Genomic DNA, 20,343 nt, shown 5'->3' with positions numbered 1-20,343 from the left:
ACGCTTTAAAGCGTGAAACTGATGAGACACGAATGCACGAGAGACATAGGCGCTTTAGAAGCACAACTATAGACTGCACAATCATTGCCTTTTTTCGCTTGGAGTGTTTGGCTAGCACCGAATTAGTTGAAGAGATTTCCTTGAATGGCTGACGTTTCTCGCAAAGAGTTTTTTGATCGGATCGACGGCACGCCGCAGAAGCGAATGTTTCTTTCCATTATGGCAGATTACGATCTGCCGACAGCGATCTGTGAATTGGTCGACAATGCAATTGACCACTGGATGTCCACAGGGAAGCCATCTGGCACAATCATTCGGTTGTTTCTCGATACTGAACGCCAACTGATTGCGGTGCGAGATAACGCGGGAGGAGTGCCCGTAGATCAGTTGCGGCTTTTGATTGCTCCGGGCGCGACAAGGCCTCTGGATGCCGAGAATCTGATTGGCAACTTTGGTGTTGGCGGGAAGCGAGCTAGCGTTGCGCTTGGAGAACACGTTGTTATCTCTTCACGCAACAAACAGCGAGACAGCTTTCAAATCGAGATTACAAGAGATTGGCTTGCCGATGAAGACTGGAAAATTGACGTAAATCAAATACCAAATATTGACCCGAATACTACCAACGTGCGCATCTCGGAGGTGCGCCAAAACTTCACACAGACTGATTTGGACGACTTGTACCAACACTTAGAGGCCACCTATGCGGTATTCATTCAGCAAGGGTGTGAACTACACTTAAACGGAAGACCCGTGGGCGTGACGGTTTACGACAATTGGGCCTTTCCGCCGGACTACAGTCCTAAGCAAATGGCCTTTGAAATTAGGCCATCTGACAGCGATAGTCGATCTCTTAAAGTTAAGGTAACTGGAGGGCTGATCAGGGATCGTATTCCAGAAGCAGACAATTATGGTGTCTATTTTTACTGTAATGGTCGACTTATTTTGAGAGAACTAAAAACGAGAGAAGTTGGGTACTTCATTACAGCAGAAGCCGGGGTTCCGCATCCTGACGGTTCCCTTTGCCGGGTCATTGTTGAGCTAGATGGTCCGGCAGAACTAATGCCCTGGAACAGCAGCAAGAACGGCATTAGCTTTAGTCACCCTGCATTTCTTCAAGTCAGACCGAGCATAATTGAACTTGTGACTTACTTTTCGGAACTTTCTCGCCGGTTCAAAGGCGATCGTCAAGGGCATGTATACCAACACGACGCTGGTACTGTTGAACCAATGTCCCCTACGCCTAGTACGACCAAAAAACGTCTGGTTTTGCCCCCCGTCAAACGAGATCCAAAACTATCCTATTCGCAAAGGATGTTGCAACTAAACTAAGGAAACATAGCCCGAAAACCATGGACGCTTGGGTTGGTCGAAGCAATGGGGATGGTTGAAATTGCTTTGGATCAAAATTTTGAAACCAAGAACAGAACGGCCCTAATCTTGTTGGATAGTAACCTCGAAATTGGAATGAAGGTGTTGATTGTCACCGAGAACTGACCCGGCATTTTCACCGAGACTTGACCCACCCAGTTGTTATGTTCTTTGCGTTATGATGGCGTCAATGCCGCTTTTTCCTTTCGTTTCTGTTTGGCTGTCGCGGAGCTGGCCTTGAACCGGTAGCTGTCATTGCCGGTCTCGAGAATGTGGCAACGATGTGTGAGGCGGTCGAGGAGCGCGGTGGTCATCTTTGCATCACCGAACACGCTGGCCCATTCGCTAAAGCTCAGGTTGGTTGTGATGACGACGCTGGTGCGCTCGTAGAGTTTGCTTAGAAGGTGGAACAGCAACGCGCCACCCGTAGCGCTGAACGGCAGGTATCCCAGCTCATCCAAGACCACTAAATCGGCTTTCACCAGCACCTCGGCGATCTTTCCTGCCTTGCCTTGGGCCTTTTCCTGCTCCAACGCATTGACCAACTCGACCGTGGAGAAGAAGCGCACACGCTTGCGATGATGCTCGATTGCTTGAATGCCGAGGGCGGTAGCGACATGCGATTTTCCCGTTCCAGGGCCTCCGATCAGCACTACATTCTCAGCCGCGTCCATGAACTCGCATCGGTGAAGTTGGCGGACCAAAGCTTCACGGACTTCGCTGGCGCCAAAGTCGAAGCCAGAGATGTCTTTGTATGCCGGAAAGCGTGCTGCCTTCATGTGGTAGGCAATGGAACGCACCTCACGTTCAGCAATCTCGGCTTTAAGCAGCTGCGACAACATGGGGATCGCTGCATCGAAAGCAGGCGATCCCTGCTCATGCAGGTCCTGCACGGCCTGAGCCATGCCTGGCATCTTCAGGCTACGCATCATGATGACGATGGCAGCACCGGCGGGATCATGACGCATGACGTGTTCCTCCCGTGGTGCGTAGCCCGTCATATCGTGCGACATTGGCCTCGGGCTCCTTATTCAAAGAAAGGGCCGCAGGCGGGGTCACATCGGGCTGGTCTATCGGTGCGCCATCCACCAGCCTGTGAAGTAGGTTCAAGACATGGGTTTTTGTTGGTACGCCCGCCTCCAGCGCCATTTCTACTGCGCAAAGCACGGCCTGTTCGTCATGGTGGAGGACCAAGGATAGGACGTCGATCATCTCGCGGTCACCACCTGGCCTACGCAACATATGATCCTGCAGCTTCCGGAACCCTTCTGGCATCTCAACGAAGGGCGCCCCGTTGCGCAGCGCGCCGGGTTTGCGTTGAACCACCGCCAGATAATGGTGCCAGTCATAAATAACGCGCCCTGGCTGACGGTGTGAGCGTTCAATAATGCGCTCATGCGTGCAGACCACATGGCCTTCGGCGACGATGACCAGCCGTTCAGGATAGATGCGGAGACTGACAGGGCGGTTCGCAAAGCTGGCAGGCACTGAGTAGCGATTACGGTCGAATGCTATCAGACAAGTGGGGGATACCCGCTTGCTCTGCTCGACAAAGCCGTCAAACATTGTGGGCAGTGGCATCAGCGCGGCCTTCTCGGCGTCCCAGATATCCGCAATATTGCCAGGCAATCTGCCATGCGGTGTCTCGGCCCAGAGAAGCTTGCAGCGCTCCTCCAGCCATTCATTCAGCGCATTGAGGTCCGGAAAGGCGGGCATGAGTTGCCAAAGCCGATGGCGGGCGTCGCGCACATTCTTCTCAACCTGACCTTTCTCCCACCCTGCCGCAGGATTGCAGAACTCAGGGTCAAAGACATAATGGCTGGTCATCGCAAGGAACCGTGCGTTTACATCGCGCTTCTTGCCGACACCAATCCGGTCAACGGCTGTCTTCATGTTGTCATAGACGCCACGCCCCGGAACACCCTCAAACACCCGAAAGCCATGCCAGTGGGCATCAAACAGCATCTCATGCGTTTGCAGTAGATAGGCCCGCACCAGAAATGCGCGGCTGTGCGACAGCTTGATATGAGCGACCTGAAGCTTGAGGCGCTCGCCGCCGACATAGGCCCAGTCCTCGCTCCAATCGAATTGGAACGCCTCGCCCGGCTGAAAGACCAAGGGCACGAAAACACCCCGGTCAGTCGTATGTTGAGCACGCTGGCGTTCGCCCTTCCAGTTCCGCACGAAGGCCGCGACACGCTCATATGAACCATCAAAGCCGAGCTGAACCAGATCTGCATGCATCTGTTTGGCCGTTCGCCGTTCCTTGCGTGATTTACGCTGCTCAGACAGCAACCAGCCTGTCAGCTTCTCAGCATAAGGGTCTAACTTGCTCGGTCGGTCCAAAATTTGGAACTCGGGCTCAACTATCCCTGTCCGCAGATACTTCTTGATCGTGTTGCGAGACACCCCTGTCCGGCGCGCAATCTCGCGGATGGGCATCTTGTCTCGCAGAGCCCATTTCCGAATAATCCTCAGAAATCCCATGTCTAACACTCCAATAGCTCCCAGCTGATTCAAGCAGGGGCAAGGTTACACATGGGTCAATTCTCAATGACAATTTCTGCAGTTGCCGGGTCAGTTCTCGGTGACAATCAACAGCCCTTGGAGGCCAATTGAGCGAGGCGGCCAAAGGTTTTCTTGATTTCACTGATGCAGCTCTCGTAGCCAGTTGCTTGTCCAACGAGTTAATTTTCGTTTCTCACGACAGAGACTTCGAGCAGATTGACTTCGATTTGGTCACGGCGAATCCAAGGGTCCTCAATAGAGCATGAGAATGCTGAGAATTGCGGGATTTAACGGTTTCAATACGTTCAGAAAGTGGGCGCGCCTCATAGCCGCGGACTCGAGCGAAGGTAGGGTTGTAGGCAGTTCTTGTACCATGATGGCTGATGATTGGAGGTGTGCTATCCCCATCGGGCAGGGTTGGGGGGCGCACCGACCTTCCACTATACAGCAAATAGCGGTCACTCATACCATGCTCGGCGAAGGGAAGCTTGCCGCCTTTCACGTTGGAAATGCCGCGGGCTGGGGGGAATTGGGCTTGCGACGCCGATTACACTGTATGCCTGACGCGCAGATCGTTTATCCGCCCTACCTTGCCTCAGGCCCCCACATCCCGGACCAAGCCTAATAGACGCCGGAACTCGGCGTCGTCAGAAGCCTGCTTCCAGAAATTGATGAAGCGGCACACGATCTGCAGATTGTCCTTGGCATAATGACCGTTGCTGTCGATACGGTCCAAGGAAGGCAACATGTTGTTATCCGTTTGCGCACCTTGGAACTGGAATGACAGGCCAGTAATGGCGCAGCGATCTTCTTGGATTTTGAGGAGGTAACGGATTAGCTTGTCCAACTCGGCGTCGGACATCTGAAGTTCCTTGTTCTTAACCGTCGTCGGAACAACTTGGCTGGACCTGTCGCGTATTTGTGCCGCTCCGAGTGCTCGTTTAAGCCACCTTTCGCTCGAAAGCGACAGGGCTTTTCCAACCCAATGCTGAGTGGCGGCGGCGCGGATTGTAGAACCCGTTTATGTATTCAAAGATCGCCATCTCAGCCTTGCGCCTTGTCTCCCAAGGATGCCGCCAGATCAGCTCTGCTTTGATGGTCTTGAAGAACGTCTCGACCGCCGCGTTGTCATAGCAATTGCCCTTGCCGCTCATCGATACCTTGAACCCGTGCTGGCGCAGGAGTTTCTGGTAGTCGTGTGAACAATATTGCGACCCACGATCCGTGTGATGAATGCAGCCTTTGGGTGGTTGCCGGAACGCGATGGCCATCTTCAACGCCCGGATCGCGAGGTCACGCTTCATGCGGTTACTCACAGCCCAGCCGATGACGCGTCGGGAATGCAGATCCAAGATCACGGCCAGATACAACCAGCCCTCGCGCGTCCAGACATAGCTGATGTCACCGGCCCATTTCTGGTTTGGTTGATCCGCCGTGAAGTTCCGATCCAATAGGTTGGGCGCAATGTTGAACTTGTGATCGCTGTCGGTCGTCACCTTATGTTTGCGTGTTCTCACAACAGATACGCCGTTCTGACGCATCAATCTGCCAACACGGCGGTGCCCGACATCCAAGCCGATCTCCTTAAGCTCTTCCGTCATCCGCGGCCTGCCGTAGCTGCCCAGGCTGAGACGGGACTGTTCTTTGATATGTGCCAGCGTCACCAGATCAGACCGCTGTCTGCGGCTGGCTGGCCGACTGCGGAAAGCCCGCAAACCGCGCATGCTGACATCCATAACCTGACACAGGCGCGCTGCCGGAAACGCATCCCGGTGTTCTTCCACGAACCTAAACCTCACGGCTTTTGGCTCGCGAAGAACTGCGTTGCTTTTTTAGGATGTCCCGCTCCTCCTTGAGAATGCGGTTCTCACGCCGAAGCCGGTCATTCTCTTGAGCAAGGCTCAAATCTTCTTTCGACACCACGTCTGTGTCTCTGTGCGCGGTGATCCATTTGTTAAGCGTCGACATACCGACGCCGAGATCATCCGCCACCTGCTTACGCGTTAGCCCGCTGGTCAGCGCGATCCGCACCGCATCTTGGCGAAATTCGTCCGTCCGTTTCAATCCCATAGTCAGTCTCCTTTGTTGCAGTAAATGCTATCAAAGGAGCGGCACAAATACGCGACAGGTCCAGCCCAGACATCAAGCAGATAGAAGTGATTGTTGTTCAAGTTGCCTTCTGTAAGGACAGAAAAGCCGACCAGTCGCTTACCCTGCTGGCTCGCATGCGTCGGTATCGTGAGAGGGGCGGGGCTTTCTTCTCCTGACGGAAGTTTCCTTGGGGTTTCCGGCCTTTCGATTACATCGAAGTCCTCTCCATCGGTCAGGATGACTGTGGGAGGCAGCGTCTTAGCTCCTTCGGCTTGGAGCACAACCCAAGTCTACAATCATCCTTGTTCCGATTCCGACTAACGCATGACCTCGGCGTGCCGGACGGCGTTCAGCTTCTCGATCCAGGGTTCAGGCAAACCGTGCTGGACGGCCCCCTCGCGGATCAAAGTGATATAGCGCAGCGACGGATTGCTGTCCTCGGGCAACCCGTCGGCGATCAGGCTGAAGGCGCGGAGCCTGTTGCCCTCACGATCCTCGACATCGAGCCAGACCGGATAGTATCGCCAGCCCGGCACGCCTTCGGTCGAGTGCAGCCAGACCATGTCGCGGCGGGTCATGCGGTAGAGCACGCCCCAGACCTCCGTCTCCGGGTCCGGCGCGATATTGGCCGGGGCGGACAATCCCTTGGGCCGCCCGTGCAGGTTGAAGCGCAGCCGATAGCCCGGCAGGCGGCCGACGCGCCATTCCAGGGGCGTCATCTTCCGCCGGTCCAGAAAAACGCTGTCGTTCATGTTGGCGCCGAAGGCGAAATACCAGACCTCGTCGTCTGGATGACCATCAAGCTGCAAGCCCCAGCCGCGATACCAGAGCCGCGCCAGCGGCCAGCTCCGCAGAATAATCGGCAGCCACAGGCGCTTGAGGAAACGGCGGAAGGCGATCATCGGGTTCCATTCGGCGCAAGTTTAGATATGCGCAGAAGCAGCACCAGTTGCAGCAGCGCGGCGAGGATGGCGGCGACGAACACCGCCTGGATCGAGACCAGCGAGACGAGCCCTGCGCCAAAGAGCGGCAGCAGCGCCGCGGGCGAGGCCATGGCGTTGAAATAGGCGGAATAGGCGGGGCGGCGATCGTCGGGAGAGATCTCCATCAAATAGCCGAGATAGCCGATGGTCACGCCGTTCATCATCGCGCCGATCACCACGAACAACGCCATGTAGCCGACAACGCCCGCCCCCAGCCCGAGCAGGACAAGGACGATCAGTGGCGGCAGCAATCTGATGGCCGCGACGGTTTGCAGCATTCGAAGTTTGCCCGCGCTGTCGCCGAGCTTGCCCCAGACCGGGTTCGAGGCAAGAGCGCCGGCGGTCTGCGCGCCAAGCAGCAGTCCCACATCCGCCGGTGTGACGCCGCTTTTGTCCGCCGCGACGACGTAGAAGGGCAGCGCCATCAGCGTCGCGCCCCCAGCCATTGCGAATAAAGAAAAAGGCGGAAGCGGCCATCGCCGCTCAGAACATGCCAGCCGCCCCTGAGAAACGAGCGCACGTCCCCGGGTGTCTCTTGCCCGTCCTGGCGCGGCGGCATGGGCGGCTCTCCGGCCGAGACGAAGAGCGTCGATGAAAGGATCAGGAGCATCGCCGCGAGCCCAAAGATCAAAGCATAGGCCTGAAGGTTCGGGAGGATGTCGAGGCTGAGGCTGACGAAGGCCGCGACGCCAAGAGCGAAGATCCCGCCGCCGAAGAACCGCCAGGCCAGCATCCGGCTGCGCGCCTCGGAGCGGATCGAACGCCCGACGATATCATTGTAGGGCACGGCAACGACGCCGCTCACGAAGGCGTAGACCGTCCAGAGCGCCAGGAACGCCACCCCCAGAAGGGCCGGGGACAGGCCGCCACCGAACCAAAGCAAAAGCGCGATCAACCCGGCCATGAGCGCCCGGCCATAGGCGCCGAAGACGTAGAACGGCATCCGCCGCTCGGCCCGCTCGGCAAGAAAGCCCACGACGAGCTGCGGCAGAAGCCAGCCCAGGCGCAGCACGGCGCTGGCGAAGCCCACGGCAAAGGCGCTGCCGGTCAGCTGGAAAACAAGGCTCGCCACGATGGTCGCGGAATCGATCGCCGAGGCGCCGGCCTGAAACGCGGCGCCCGCGCCGGCGATGCGCCAGAAGCGGCCACGCTCGCCGGGATGGGGGCGGCTTCAGACACGGATATCGGCGGCCTCCGCCTCAATGCGCGCGCGGCGGATGTCGATGCCCGATTGCCAAAGCACGATGAGCCCGACTCCCACGACGAGGATAATCGACATCATCCAGTTGAACAGGATCATCAGCAAGGCCTGTTCCTCTGGCACGCCGAGGAGATCGAAGGCCAGCGCCGAGCCGATGACGAAGCCGCCGGGCACCCGCACGAAACGCGAGAGCACCAGCGAGAAGCCGGCGAAGACCATCAGGAAGAGATAGTCGAACGGCGCCAGAACCACGCCCACAGCCAGCCCCGCCCAGAGGTAATGTGTGGCCGAGACCAGCTTGGCCGCCACCGCGCCGATCAGAACGTTCAGCCGATGCCAACGGCTTTGCGGCCACACCACGCCGTCGCAAAGCGATCCGCGCAGGGCGGCGCCGTTCGCGCGGAACCACTTCGCCACCCAGTCGAAGAGCCGGCAGATCAGCGGCCCCTCGCGCGCGAAGAGCGCGCGGAACCGGAACATCGCCCAGAGGAGAGTGCCGAAAAGTGCGAAGTTCAACGCGCCGGCGACGGCGAGGCCGAGCTCGAGGTTGCCCGCGATCTGCGGCATCTTTCCCGCCATCGCCACCAGCCCGGCGAAAAGCGCGAAGACGACACCGTCGATGAACCGCGCGAGGACCGTGGTGGTCAGCACCGTGCCCATCTTCAGGTCCTCCATCCGCGCGATCAGCCAGGAGCGCACCAGCGGGCTGATCCCGAGCGGCACCAGCACATTGGCGCCGTAACCCGCGAGCAGCGCGCTGGTCAGCCGCAGTGTCCGCACCGGCTTGACGTCATGCAAGATCTGCCGCCACTTCCAGCCGTTGACGAGTTGCTCAAGCAGGATCGTCAGCCCCAGCATCGCGATCCAGCCGGCATGGGCCGCGCCGAGCCCTTCCACAAAACGACCGAAGTCGAGGTCGCGATAGAGCCAGAAGATCAACGCCAATGCGACGACGCCGCCGACGAACGGCGGCAGCCATCGCGAGACAAGACGGCGCGTCCCGCCTTTAGACCGGGTGCTCGGCTCCATAAGGCGGGATTTGCGACCGGACCAGCCCGGCAGGTCATGATGTTCTATCTTTTCCGGCAAGTCAGCCCCTGAAAAGGGACAGAATATCTTCTGTAGTATGCCGTCAAGGTGCTCAACGGGGCGCTCGCGATAAAGTTAACGTGTCGACTGAAGAAAAGAAGGTCTCTCGCAAATGTTGTTAAAAGGCTCGACGCCGACACCGCGCTTCGATTCTCTGACACGCTTATCGGGATATCTCGACCAACAGTGCATAGGGCAGCCATCACTGCCAGCATGGCCCGTATTCCTTCGAGCGCCGGAGTTGCTTATCGGCAGTTCCCCGAAGCAAGACGCGGATCTGGTCGAACGCCGGGATCGGCTCCCAGATCGTCGTAGATTTCTACCGCCCTGCACCGGCTTTCGTGGTCCATTGCTTGACCACTTCCCGGACGGGGTCGCGATGGTTTCACCGCCAGACGATCTCGTCGAGGTATCGCTGGAGGTGCTGTCGCCCCATGTTGTGGTAGATGCCGAACAGAGCACGCTGCATCTGGGAGATCTCCGCGTCGACCGTGTTCGCGTGGGTGCCGGTTTCCGGGTTGGCATATTCTTTCTGGCTGTGGATCACATACTGGTGGTCGGCCATGGTTTTTCCCAGGCCCCGGTAGCTCTTGCTTCCATCGGCCATTAGCCTCGTTGTCCCCGGGGCAAACCATTCCAAGAGAACCGGCTCGAGCGTTGCCCTTTTGTCATCAGAAACGGCCTTGACGCGCGCTTGCCCGTCCCGAGAGGCTGCTACGAAAATCATCGGCTTACCGGTGCCCTTGCCGCGTGGATAGTAGGCCCCTGAAAGGGATTTCGGGGCTCCCCCGACATATGCCTCGTCCACCTCGACGATGTCCTTTAATGGCAGTAGCTCGGCGTTGCACTCGTCCATCATTTCCCTGATGTCGTGTCCCCATCTTCCAGGCGGTCTTCTGGTTCACCCCGAGCAGCCGTGCCATCACGACCGAGGAGATGCCCTTTCTCGATGTTAGCATAAGGAACATCGAGCAGATACAGATATGCAGATCGAGCTCAATGCCGTGCATCGGGGTGAGCATGGTGACCGTAACTGGAGCCAGCAGTCTCGGCACTGGAAGAGCCCGGTCGGCAGGTCCGGCCGCTTAGCGCCGAGTTGCCTATCGACCCACAATGCGGACAGTGCCTGCCAGTCGACCATATGATACCTTCCAGGAAGTTTCGCGCGTGCATCTCGCTCGGCATCCGCTTCCAGGTTTCTGGAATAAATTTCAGTTCGGTGATCAACAGGACTCTCCGCTCGTTCCGCCTGTCGTGCAATATTGGCCCGGTGCGTGTTCGGCGAAGAATAAACGTGAAAAATCGCGCAAAATGCGGCGGAATGGCGGAAAAGATCAGCTAAGTCAGGTGACCTGCTCCCCATTGAGTCCGCTAATTTAGGTTAGCTCTGTTCAGGTTTTGGTCCTCTTCTGACCTGTTAGCATATTCGACTGGCGTCAGGCCAGCGAGGCTTGTGTGTGGGCGGTGGTGGTTGAAGTCGGTACGCCACGCAGCGATCAACTGGCGGGCATGGCGCTGGTTGTCTAACAGGTGCTCGTTTAGACATTCATCCCGCATCCTCCCGTTGAAGCTTTCCACGAACCCATTTTGCATGGGCTTGCCCGGTGCGATGTAGTGCCAGTCAACCTTTCGTTCTTCCTGCCATTTCAGGATCGCATTCGAAGTTAGCTCTGTGCCGTTATCGCTGACCACCATGCAGGGGTAGCCGCGCATCTCAGCAATGCGGTCCAGCTCACGACCCACACGGTCGCCTGAGAGCGATGTGTCGACCACGGCAGCCAAACATTCGCGGCTAAAGTCGTCGATCACGTTCAGAATGCGGAACCGGCGACCGCAGGACAGGCTGTCGGACACAAAGTCGAGCGACCACCGTTGGTTTGGCCCCTGCGGGATCGCCATCGGCGCTCGGGTGCCCACTGCACGCTTGCGACCGCCACGTATACGGACTGTTAATCCCTCTTCGCGGTAAATCCGGTACAGCTTTTTCCAGTTTACTTGCCAGCCTTCGCGTTTGAGCAGGATGTGCAGACGACGATAACCAAACCGCCGCCGCTCAGACGACAGATCCTTCAACCGATCTCGCAGATCAGTATCCGCTGGCCGCTTCGACGTACGCCGATAAACACGCGGGTCGATCCCAGCCAAGGCGCACGCCCGCTTCTGATTGTATCGTTTCTCTGTCATGGCCCAGGTCACCGCGCTTCTGCGTGAACCGGGCCTCAAAAGTTTTTTCCCAACATCTCCTTGAGCGTTGAGACATCCATCATCTGTTCCGCCAGAAGTTTCTTCAGTTTCGCATTCTCAGCTTCCAGCGCTTTCAACTTCTTCGCGTCTTCTTCGCGTCGGACACCTCCATGCCGCCATACTTAGATCGCCATTTATAAAACGTCGCATCACTGACGCCATGCTTGCGACAAAGCTCCTTCGCGCCAAGCCCAGCCTGATGCTCCTTCAATATCACGATTATCTGCTCTTCGCTGAAACGGCTTCTCTTCATCGTCTGTCTCCTTTTGAGAGAACAGGCTAACTCAAAAACCGGACTTTTCAGGGGAGCAGGTCATTTTCCATATAGGTGCGCAGGTAGATCAAGCCCTATCATCGACCATTCGACCTTTGACTGACACCAGCTCTCGTGTGTTGGTAGAACATAGGATTGATCGTCAATCACACCAGCTTTCACAAAAACGGTTTGGGGAAGGTGTTTAGATGTTCCGAATAGTGGAGCACCGCATCCGAGGCAAAAGTTACGGGTTAACTCTCTTCCCGCGTCCGAAACCTTAGTGAACGAACTAATTCTACCGGACATGACTTGAAAGCCGCTTGCTTCGAAAGGGACGGCGACACTGAATGCAGCGCCAGTGGATTTACGACAATCCGTGCAGTGGCAATAGCTGCCCGTTCCCAATGGACGGCCACATATCAGTCGTGCCTCGCCACAGAGGCAGGTAGCCGTAATTTCATCTGCCATATTACCCTCAAGCCTTCAGGACTTTACCAATATCTCACAGGCCTTCCTCTGTGACTATGGGCTCCAAGCGGACCTTCGCCGCGCTCACCACGAAGGGCCGCTAAGGACCGGAAACGGGCGATAGGCGTTAACGATGCTGCGGCAACGGATTATCTTCTATTGCGGGTAATCTGGCGGGCAGGATCGAGGTGGCGCGAAAGGCGGGCTTAGACCTATAAAGGCGGTAATCGCGCCCGCTCAGCGGGCACTTTCCATCAGTATCTCCACGAACGCTTGCGCGGGCGGCGCCAGCACCTGCGACTCGGGTAGCACCAGCTTCAATTCACAGGGTATACTGGGGCTGAAGGGACGTATTTCGATCTCAAGGTTCGAATAGGCGTCTGCTGTCAGAATGTCCATGATCGACACGCCCATCCCGCTCGCGACCAAGCTGCAGATTGGGCCTGTGTAGGTGGAGTCCAGAATGACGTTTGGCGTGACATTTGCCTCGTTGAACGCTTTCAGCAGTCGCTTTCGCATTAGGCTGCTCTCCGAAATCAGTAGCAGAGGGGTCTCTTTGAGATCCTGCGGCGCAACGGAGTTCAATTTGGCCAGAGCGTGGTCCTTTGGCATTACACAGACAAGGTTGGTCTCGGGCATCGTCTTGATGGCCACACCGTGGACATTAAGCGGCAAAAGCGCCAACCCGATGTCGCATCTGCCTTTTTCCACATGTTCGACGACCTCAGGCGATGGCCCGCTAACCAAGCTGATCACCACATCTGGCCAGCGCGCGTGAAAAGTCTTGATGACCTCGGGGAGAAAAAATACGAATGCCCGACGGTAGAGGCGAGGCGCAGTCTCTTTTTGCGGTGAGCGCCGAGTTCAGTGGCGAACTTGACCATCTGTTCCAGTTCTCCGTAACAGCGTTCGACTTCCGCATGGAGAGCAATGGCATCCTTGGTCGGGTCGATGCGGCCGGCATGACGGGCAAACAGCTGTAGACCATACTCTTCTTCAAGGTCGCGGATCAGGCGGCTGATGGCGGGCTGGGTGACGCCAAGCACTTCGCCCGCTTGAGTCATATTTCCAGTTTCAATCACTGCGCGAAACGCCTCGATCTGCCGAATGTTAAATCGTAGCATGAAATTCGACCCCATCAGGTTTTGTTATGATGTGATGCTAATTTAGAATTTGCTTTATGCCCAGCCCTAAGCAAAGTTTCTACAAGATCGACCAGTCAGATAAATATCAGGCGGTCGCACAGGCACAAATCGGGAGCTGCAGGGAGGCAGCTTTCGGTAGGAATGAGTGCCAATATATCTCTGGGAGGAGACCGCTGATGAGACCGATGTACCTTGCGCTTTCTGCGAGCCTTTTGGCCAGCACCGCCATGCCGGCGATGGCCGGTAAGGCGGATGACACATTGAATTGGGCCACCGACAAGGAAGTCGCCGTTGTCGACCCCTATTTCAGCGTGACCCGTGAACTCGTCATCATGGGGCATATGGGGTGGGACGGCCTTGTCCTTTTCAACAATGAGACCGGCGAGTTTGACCCGCTGTTGGCCACCTCGTGGGAGTGGAAAAGCAACACTGAGGTCGAGTTCGATCTGCGTGAGGGCGTCGTCTTCCACGATGGCAGTACCTTTGATGCGGATGACGTTGTCTATACGATCAATTTTTTGGCGGACGAAGCCAATGGCGTTCCTGCACAGTCTGTCGTCAACTGGATGAAAGGCGCGACCAAGATCGATCAGTACAAGGTTCGTCTGGAATTGGTTCAGCCTTTCCCGAACGCCTTTGCCTATCTGGCGAATGAAATCTCGATCATGCCCGAAGGCTACTACGAAAATTCAACAATCGGTGCAGATGGCACTCGGGACCTGTCGAAGGTGACGCCAATCGGGACGGGCCCCTATACGGTCAGTGATGTGAGAACGGGTAAATACGTCAACTGGGCGAAGAATGACCAGTATTTTGCCGACGGGCCGAAAGGCACTCCTCAGATTGGCAACATCAACTTCCGGACAATTGGCGAGTCGAACACCCAACTGGCCGAACTGATGACAGGCGGGCTCGATTGGGCATGGGACGTGCCGAAAGAGCAGGCTCTGCGTCTTGAGGAAAGCGGACAGGTGCAGGTGGTCAACGAAAAGACGCTGCGGATTTCTTATCTGGCCTTTGATGTCGATGGCAGTTCTGGTCAGGATTACTTCACAGATCAAAAGGTCCGCGCCGCTTTTGCCCATGCCATCAACCGCGAAGCCATTGCAAAAGAACTGGTCGGCCCGGCCTCTGTCGCCATCCATTCCGCCTGCCACCCTGAGCAGTTTGCCTGTTCTCAGGATGTGCCGCACTATGACTATAACCCGGAAAAGGCCAAAGAGCTGTTGGCTGAGGCGGGATACCCGGACGGTTTCAAGTTCGACCTTTATGGCTATCGAGAGCGTGAGTTCACCGAAGCGGTGATCGGCGATCTGGCGGCGGTTGGCATTCAGGCCAATCTGAACTGGCTGCAGTACAGCTCGCTGCTTGAAAAAGTTCAGAACGGCGAGACCCCGGTGAACCACATGACCTGGGGTTCAAGTTCGATCCCCGATGTCGCGGCGATCACCAGCCATTTCTTCTCGGGCAGCAGCGATGATCCGGCCAAGGATCCGCGCACTGCCGAAGCGCTGGCGCGCGGTGATACCTCGGTCGATCCCGAAGTGCGCAAAGAGGCCTATCAAGAGGCGCTGAATATCATCGCCGAAGAAGTCTATTGGCTGCCGATGTTCACCTACGCCAAATACTACGTGTTCTCCAATGATCTCAACTTCACGCCCACCGCGGATGAGATCCCCCGTCTCTATGAGGCGAGCTGGAAGTAACACGCCGCTTGAGGGCGGGGCCGTATGGGCTTCGCCCCATTTAGGCTCCCCAAACCTGCGGGTACCCAGAACCTGGGTATCCGCAGACGGGGCAAACCCAATATCCACAGCATTAACAATCGAGGTTGACCGGTGCTTGCATTCCTTCTCAGGCGAATATCGACGGCTCTACTCGTCGCTTTGACCGTGTCGTCGCTCACCTTTTCGCTCAATTTCCTTTCGGGGGATCCGGCCATTGCCCTTGCGGGCGAAAGCGCCACCCAAGAGGACCTACAGACCATTCGCGAGGCTTATGGCTACGACAAACCTATCCCGGTTCAGTACTTCAACTGGCTAACCGGGGCGCTGCAGGGGACTTGGGCCAGTCGCATTACCTCAACCAGCCGGTTGCAGATGAGATCTTCCAACGCCTGCCCACCACCATGACACTTGGACTGAGCGCACTTGTCTTTGCGCTGGTCCTCTCGATCCCCTTGGGGGTGTTGGCGGCGATCCGACCCAACAGTCTGTTTGACCGATTTGCCCTGACCGTGGCCGTGGTGGGGCAGGCGATGCCCAGCTTCTGGTTCGCGCTGACGATGATGCTGTGGTTCGCCATCAATTGGCGCATCCTGCCGGTCTCTGGCAGCAATACCTGGCTGCATTTCGTCATGCCCTCCATTGCCCTTGGCTACTACATCACACCGGGCGTCATGCGCCTGACCCGAGCAGGAATGCTGGAAGTCCTGCGTTCCGACTACATTCGGACTGCCCGCGCCAAGGGGGTCAGTCGCTTCTCGCTGATGTTCAAACATGCGCTGCGCAACGCAATCATCCCGGTGGTATCACTGGCGGCCGTGCAGTTCGGCTTCATGCTGGGCGGGTCCATCGTGATCGAGACGATTTTTGCGATCAACGGCCTCGGCTTCTTGGCTTGGGAGTCGATCCAACGGGCGGACCTGCCGATGATGCAGGCCATCGTGCTGGTTCTCAGCTTTTTTACATCGCACTCACCTTCCTCGCCGACGTTCTGAACGCTTGGCTGGACCCGCGGATTAGGATCGGATGATATGAGCACGCTGCAAAACAACGCCCCCACGATGCCCAGCGAAGCGCTCGTTCGCTCCCCCGGCAGATGATGTTCCAACATGCGAAGACCCATCGCGGATTGATGCTCGGCGGCTTTGTCATCGCTGTAATCGTTCTGGTGGCCCTCCTGGCGCCGCTGATCGCACCGCATGATCCCTATGCGCAGATGCTGTCGCGCAAGCTGATCCCGCCGGTTTGGTTCGATAGCCCGAAAACAACTTGGGACCATGTACTTGGCACGGACCATCTGGGCCGCGACTACCTTTCCCGTCTGATGTATGGCGCGCGGATCTCGCTGATGATCGGTTTCTCCGCCATGCTGATCTCGGGAGTGATCGGCACCATCCTGGGCATCTGTGCCGGATATTTCGGCGGCCGGGTGGATATGGTGATCAACTTTATCATCACCACGCGCCTTTCGATGCCGGTGGTTCTGGTGGCGCTGGCCGTCATCAGCATTGTCGGGTCTTCGCTGACGGTGGTGATCTGGGTGATCGGCCTTCTGATCTGGGACCGTTTCGCGGTGGTGGTGCGCAGTGCGACCCAGCAGGTGCGGGGGCTGGATTTCGTGGCCTCGGCGCAGGCTTTGGGAAGTTCCACACCGCGTATCCTTTTCAGTGATGTCCTGCCCAATATCTCTAACCATATCATCGTGATCGCCACCCTTGAGATGGCCCACGCCATCCTGCTCGAAGCGGCGCTGTCCTTCCTCGGGTTGGGGGTGCAGCCGCCCACACCAAGTTGGGGGCTGATGATCTCGGACGCCAAGGGGCTGATGTTCTTTGACGGTTGGCTGATCGCCGTGCCGGGGACCGCGCTCTTTATGTTGGTGCTGGCAATCAATCTGCTCGGCGACGGGCTGCGCGACGTGACCGCCCCGGAGGACCGCAGCTGATGGGCAATCTGATGAAACACTCTGGCAAGATCGGTGAGCACATGACCAATTCGACCAAGCCAATTCTTTCGATCCGCAACCTCACGGTGGCCTTGCCGGTTCAGGTGGAACGCGCCAACGCGGTCGAGAACCTGACCTTTGACGTCCGGCCCAAGGAAATCCTCTGCGTTGTGGGTGAATCCGGCTCCGGCAAGTCGATCACGTCGCTGGCCACGATGGGGCTCTTGGCCTCCAGCCTGAAGGTGACCGGGGGAGATCGAGTTTGACGGACGCGATGTTCTGAAACTCAGCGAAAGCGAGCATAACAAGCTTCGCGGCGACCGTATGGCGATGATCTTTCAGGAGCCGATGACCGCCCTCAACCCGGCCTATACCGTCGGCAACCAGATCGAAGAGGTCTTGCGCGTCCACCGGTCCTTTGATGCGGCAGAGCGGCGTGAGCGCACGTTGAAGCTGCTGGATGAGGTGCGGCTTCCGGACCCCGAGCGGCTGTTCAACTCATACCCACACCAGCTCTCAGGTGGCCAGCGGCAGCGGATCATGATCGCCATGGCGCTGGCGCTGGACCCCAAACTCCTGATCGCGGACGAGCCGACCACCGCGCTGGATGTCACGACTCAAAAGCAAATCCTGCATCTGCTGAAACAGCTCAACGCTAAACACGACGCCGGCATCATGTTCATCACCCATGACTTTGGTGTGGTGGCCGAGATCGCCGACCGTGTGGTTGTCATGCGCCACGGCCAGATCGTAGAGCAGGGCACCGCCGATGAGGTGCTGAACAATCCGCAACACCCCTACACCCGTGCGCTGATCGACGCGGTGCCGCGCCGTGCCGAAGACCGCGAGATGACAATCTCGGAAAACCCGGTTGTTGTTGACGTGCAGGGGCTGATGAAGACCTTTCACACCTCAGGCGGCATGTTCAAGAAAAGCCGGACCGTCGCCGCGGTGAACGATATTTCCTTTCAGGTGCGCCGGGGCGAGACACTGGGCATTGTGGGCGAATCCGGTTCGGGCAAGACCACGCTGGTGCGCTGTCTGATGCGTCTCATTGACCCCGACAGCGGGGCAATCAACATCTCGGGTGTGGACTTTGCCAGCAAGACCGCTGCCGAGTTGCGCCGCCACCGCAAGGACATTCAAATCGTCTTTCAGGACCCCTATGGCTCGCTCAATCCGCGCCGCACCATCGGCAGCCAGTTGATCCAAGGCGCGATCAATTTCGGAATGCCGCGCGAAGAAGCGTGGAAGCGAGTCTATGAACTGCTCGAAATCGTGCAGATGCCAAAATATTCCGTTCACCGCTATCCCAGCCAGTTCTCGGGCGGTCAGCGCCAACGCCTGTGCATCGCACGCGCACTTGTGGTCAATCCCAAGGTGCTTATCGCGGATGAAGCGGTGTCGGCGCTGGACGTATCGATCCAGCGTGAGGTGCTCAAGCTGATCAACGACATCCGCGACCGGCTTGGCCTTACCGTAATCTTCATCACCCACGACCTGCGGGTCGCGGCGCAGATTTGCAACGAAGTGCTGGTGATGAAGCATGGCGAAGTGGTGGAACGGGGCGGCGTTGGCCGCATCTTCACCAACCCGCAGCATGAATACACCAAGGCACTGATCGCTGCGCAACCGGGGCAGGGCTGGGAGATACCCGACATGGCCGAATTTGCACCACAGACCCTGTCGGGTGGACATAAGGTAGCCGAGATATGAGCGACGCGGCTTATGACTTCATCATCGTCGGCGCGGGCTCGACCGGCTGCGTGCTGGCCAATCGCTTGTCGGCCAAGCCGGGCTTGCGCGTGCTGTTGCTTGAGGCCGGACCGCGCGATTTGAACCCCTGGATCCACATCCCTATTGGCTACTACCGCACGATGGATGACACGCGCATCAACTGGCAGTACCAGACCGAAGATGTGCCGCAATCTGCCGGTCGGCGCTTTGACTGGCCGCGGGGCAAGGTGCTGGGCGGCTGCAGTTCGATCAACGGGCTGGTCTATGCCCGGGGGCAGGCGGCGGATTTTGATCATTGGCGGCAGCTTGGCAATCCGGGTTGGAGCTATGCAGATGTGTTGCCTTACTTCCGCCGGGCCGAGGGTGCGTCGATCGACGATATCGACGAGGAATTCCATGGTCGCGACGGCCCGCTCGGTGTCAGCCGCGCAAGTGCGAACCCGCTGTGCGACGCCTATATCGCCGCGGCAGATGAGGCCGGCATTCCACCAAATCCCGATTACAATGGTCGTGAGCAGGAAGGTGCCGGATACTTTCAGGTCACCACCCGTAACGGCTGGCGCAGCAGTGCAGCGACAGCCTATCTGAAACCCGCCCGCAAACGGCCCAATCTACATGTGCAGACCGACACGCTTGTACGCCGTCTGATCCTCGAAGGCACCCGCGTGGTTGGGGTCGAGGTCGAACAGGGCGGCAAGGTCGAAACCCTGCGCGCCGGGCGCGAAGTGCTGCTGGCGGCGGGGGCGATAAACTCGCCGCAGATCTTACAGGTTTCGGGCATCGGTGACGCCGAGATGCTGCGCAGGGCTGGCGTTGATGTGGAGCATGATCTGCCAGAGGTCGGTGAGAACCTTCAAGACCACTACACCTGCCGCAGCACCTACCGCTGCGCGCAGCCTGTCACCGTCAATGACGAGGTCCGCAGCTGGCCGCGCAAGGTCGGGGTCGCGCTGCAATGGCTAAAGGACCGCAGCGGCCCGATGTCGCTCAGCGCGGGCCAGGTCGGCGTTTTTGCCAAGACCCGCCCGGAATGCGACACCCCGGATGTGCAATTCCACTTCTTGCGCTACAGCGCGCAGAAACGCGGCCGCACACTGGACCCGTTTTCAGGCTTCACCGTGACCATGTGTCAGCTGCGCCCAGAAAGCCGTGGCCATGTCCGGATCACGGGTCCGGATCATCGGGCGAAACCGGCGATCCAGCCGAATTACCTTGATGCAATCATCGACCGCGACACCATGGTCGCCGGTATGAAACTGGTCCGCAAAGTCGCGGCGCAACCGTCTTTGGCCGATTACATCAGCGAGGAAATGTTGCCCGGTCGTGATGTGACCAGCGATGATGCCCTGCTGGACTACGTTCGTGCCAATGGTTCGTCAATTTTTCACCCCAGTTCTACCTGCCGCATGGGAGTGGACACGGGCGCCGTGGTCGACCCGCGGCTCAGGGTGCATGGTCTGACCGGCCTGCGGGTGGCGGACGCTTCGATTATGCCGACACTGGTTTCGGCCAACACCAATGCCGCCTGCATCATGATTGGTGAAAAAGCCGCTGACATGATCCTCGAGGACATCGCCTGACATG

The 20,343-nt window shown here is 57.9% G+C and carries 17 protein-coding genes and 3 pseudogenes; 7 read left to right on the top strand and 13 right to left on the bottom strand.

The genetic code is table 11. The features are described from left to right. Positions 1-144 precede the first annotated feature (144 nt). Complete coding sequence (locus tag ACFQAU_RS04475) at positions 145-1,329, top strand: ATP-binding protein (protein WP_132446595.1); 1,185 nt, start codon at positions 145-147, stop codon at positions 1,327-1,329. A 215-nt stretch (positions 1,330-1,544) separates the two neighbouring features. Here ACFQAU_RS04475 and istB read toward each other — a convergent pair whose 3' ends face one another. From istB to ACFQAU_RS04410, 13 genes and pseudogenes are all read right to left on the bottom strand, one after another. Then, on the bottom strand, positions 1,545-2,336 hold the full coding sequence (gene istB / locus ACFQAU_RS04470; RefSeq protein WP_386279912.1) for an IS21-like element helper ATPase IstB: 792 nt from the start codon (positions 2,334-2,336) through the stop codon (positions 1,545-1,547). Continuing rightward, positions 2,326-3,855 carry an IS21 family transposase gene (istA, locus tag ACFQAU_RS04465; RefSeq protein ID WP_132447149.1) on the bottom strand — a complete coding sequence of 510 codons (1,530 nt, stop codon included), beginning with the start codon at positions 3,853-3,855 and terminating at the stop codon, positions 2,326-2,328. The genes istB and istA overlap by 11 nt, the downstream gene beginning before the upstream one ends. Before the next feature lie 616 nt (positions 3,856-4,471). Further along, positions 4,472-4,738: a hypothetical protein gene (locus tag ACFQAU_RS04460; protein WP_386280823.1), complete on the bottom strand. Its 267-nt coding sequence runs from the start codon at positions 4,736-4,738 to the stop codon at positions 4,472-4,474. 79 nt (positions 4,739-4,817) lie between these two features. Further along, a protein-coding gene (locus tag ACFQAU_RS04455) for an IS3 family transposase (protein WP_386280820.1) occupies positions 4,818-5,946 on the bottom strand; the annotation gives its coding sequence in 2 pieces (ribosomal slippage) (positions 4,818-5,703 and positions 5,702-5,946; 1,131 coding nt in all). A gap of 338 nt (positions 5,947-6,284) precedes the next feature. After that, entirely contained in the window at positions 6,285-6,869 is a 585-nt protein-coding gene (locus ACFQAU_RS04450) for a gamma-glutamylcyclotransferase family protein (RefSeq protein ID WP_132444820.1), read from the bottom strand. Further along, positions 6,866-7,375, bottom strand: a complete 510-nt coding sequence (locus ACFQAU_RS04445) for an MFS transporter (protein WP_386280817.1) — start codon at positions 7,373-7,375, stop codon at positions 6,866-6,868. Before ACFQAU_RS04445 ends, ACFQAU_RS04450 begins: the two co-directional genes overlap by 4 nt. Next, complete coding sequence (locus tag ACFQAU_RS04440) at positions 7,375-8,022, bottom strand: MFS transporter (RefSeq protein WP_386280814.1); 648 nt, start codon at positions 8,020-8,022, stop codon at positions 7,375-7,377. The genes ACFQAU_RS04445 and ACFQAU_RS04440 overlap by 1 nt, the downstream gene beginning before the upstream one ends. Positions 8,023-8,121: 99 nt before the next feature. Then, positions 8,122-9,240: a lysylphosphatidylglycerol synthase transmembrane domain-containing protein gene (locus ACFQAU_RS04435; RefSeq protein ID WP_165935565.1), complete on the bottom strand. Its 1,119-nt coding sequence runs from the start codon at positions 9,238-9,240 to the stop codon at positions 8,122-8,124. A gap of 202 nt (positions 9,241-9,442) precedes the next feature. Then, positions 9,443-10,425, bottom strand: a pseudogene (locus tag ACFQAU_RS04430) (IS1595 family transposase). A gap of 186 nt (positions 10,426-10,611) precedes the next feature. Continuing rightward, a pseudogene (locus ACFQAU_RS04425) lies at positions 10,612-11,737 on the bottom strand (IS3 family transposase). 60 nt (positions 11,738-11,797) lie between these two features. Further along, entirely contained in the window at positions 11,798-12,208 is a 411-nt protein-coding gene (locus ACFQAU_RS04420; protein ID WP_132444826.1) for a GFA family protein, read from the bottom strand. 237 nt (positions 12,209-12,445) lie between these two features. Continuing rightward, complete coding sequence (locus ACFQAU_RS04415; RefSeq protein ID WP_386280809.1) at positions 12,446-12,964, bottom strand: LysR substrate-binding domain-containing protein; 519 nt, start codon at positions 12,962-12,964, stop codon at positions 12,446-12,448. Then, the gene (locus tag ACFQAU_RS04410) at positions 12,961-13,332 is read right to left on the bottom strand and encodes a LysR family transcriptional regulator (protein ID WP_386280806.1); all 372 of its coding nucleotides are present in this window, start codon (positions 13,330-13,332) and stop codon (positions 12,961-12,963) included. Before ACFQAU_RS04410 ends, ACFQAU_RS04415 begins: the two co-directional genes overlap by 4 nt. 197 nt (positions 13,333-13,529) lie before the next feature. Between ACFQAU_RS04410 and ACFQAU_RS04405 the strand changes: the two genes are divergently transcribed. The 6 genes and pseudogenes from ACFQAU_RS04405 to ACFQAU_RS04380 all read left to right on the top strand — a co-directional run bounded on the left by ACFQAU_RS04405 (position 13,530) and on the right by ACFQAU_RS04380 (position 20,339). Next, a complete protein-coding gene (locus tag ACFQAU_RS04405) occupies positions 13,530-15,059 on the top strand; it encodes an ABC transporter substrate-binding protein (RefSeq protein ID WP_132444830.1) in 1,530 nt (509 codons plus the stop codon). Between the two features lie 132 nt (positions 15,060-15,191). Further along, a pseudogene (locus ACFQAU_RS04400) lies at positions 15,192-16,107 on the top strand (ABC transporter permease). Between the two features lie 66 nt (positions 16,108-16,173). Then, complete coding sequence (locus ACFQAU_RS04395) at positions 16,174-17,022, top strand: ABC transporter permease (RefSeq protein WP_386280801.1); 849 nt, start codon at positions 16,174-16,176, stop codon at positions 17,020-17,022. After that, the gene (locus tag ACFQAU_RS04390) at positions 17,022-17,288 is read left to right on the top strand and encodes a hypothetical protein (RefSeq protein WP_386280798.1); all 267 of its coding nucleotides are present in this window, start codon (positions 17,022-17,024) and stop codon (positions 17,286-17,288) included. Before ACFQAU_RS04395 ends, ACFQAU_RS04390 begins: the two co-directional genes overlap by 1 nt. Beyond that, positions 17,278-18,738 carry a dipeptide ABC transporter ATP-binding protein gene (locus ACFQAU_RS04385; RefSeq protein WP_386283800.1) on the top strand — a complete coding sequence of 487 codons (1,461 nt, stop codon included), beginning with the start codon at positions 17,278-17,280 and terminating at the stop codon, positions 18,736-18,738. Before ACFQAU_RS04390 ends, ACFQAU_RS04385 begins: the two co-directional genes overlap by 11 nt. Continuing rightward, the gene (locus ACFQAU_RS04380; protein ID WP_132444834.1) at positions 18,735-20,339 is read left to right on the top strand and encodes a GMC family oxidoreductase; all 1,605 of its coding nucleotides are present in this window, start codon (positions 18,735-18,737) and stop codon (positions 20,337-20,339) included. Before ACFQAU_RS04385 ends, ACFQAU_RS04380 begins: the two co-directional genes overlap by 4 nt. Positions 20,340-20,343: the final 4 nt, after the last annotated feature.

It is taken from the genome of Sulfitobacter profundi, from assembly GCF_042661425.1.
GTDB classification, from domain to species: domain Bacteria; phylum Pseudomonadota; class Alphaproteobacteria; order Rhodobacterales; family Rhodobacteraceae; genus Sulfitobacter; species Sulfitobacter profundi.
Note: the sequence above shows the minus strand (reverse complement) of the source record. Positions and strands in the feature narration are given on the sequence as shown.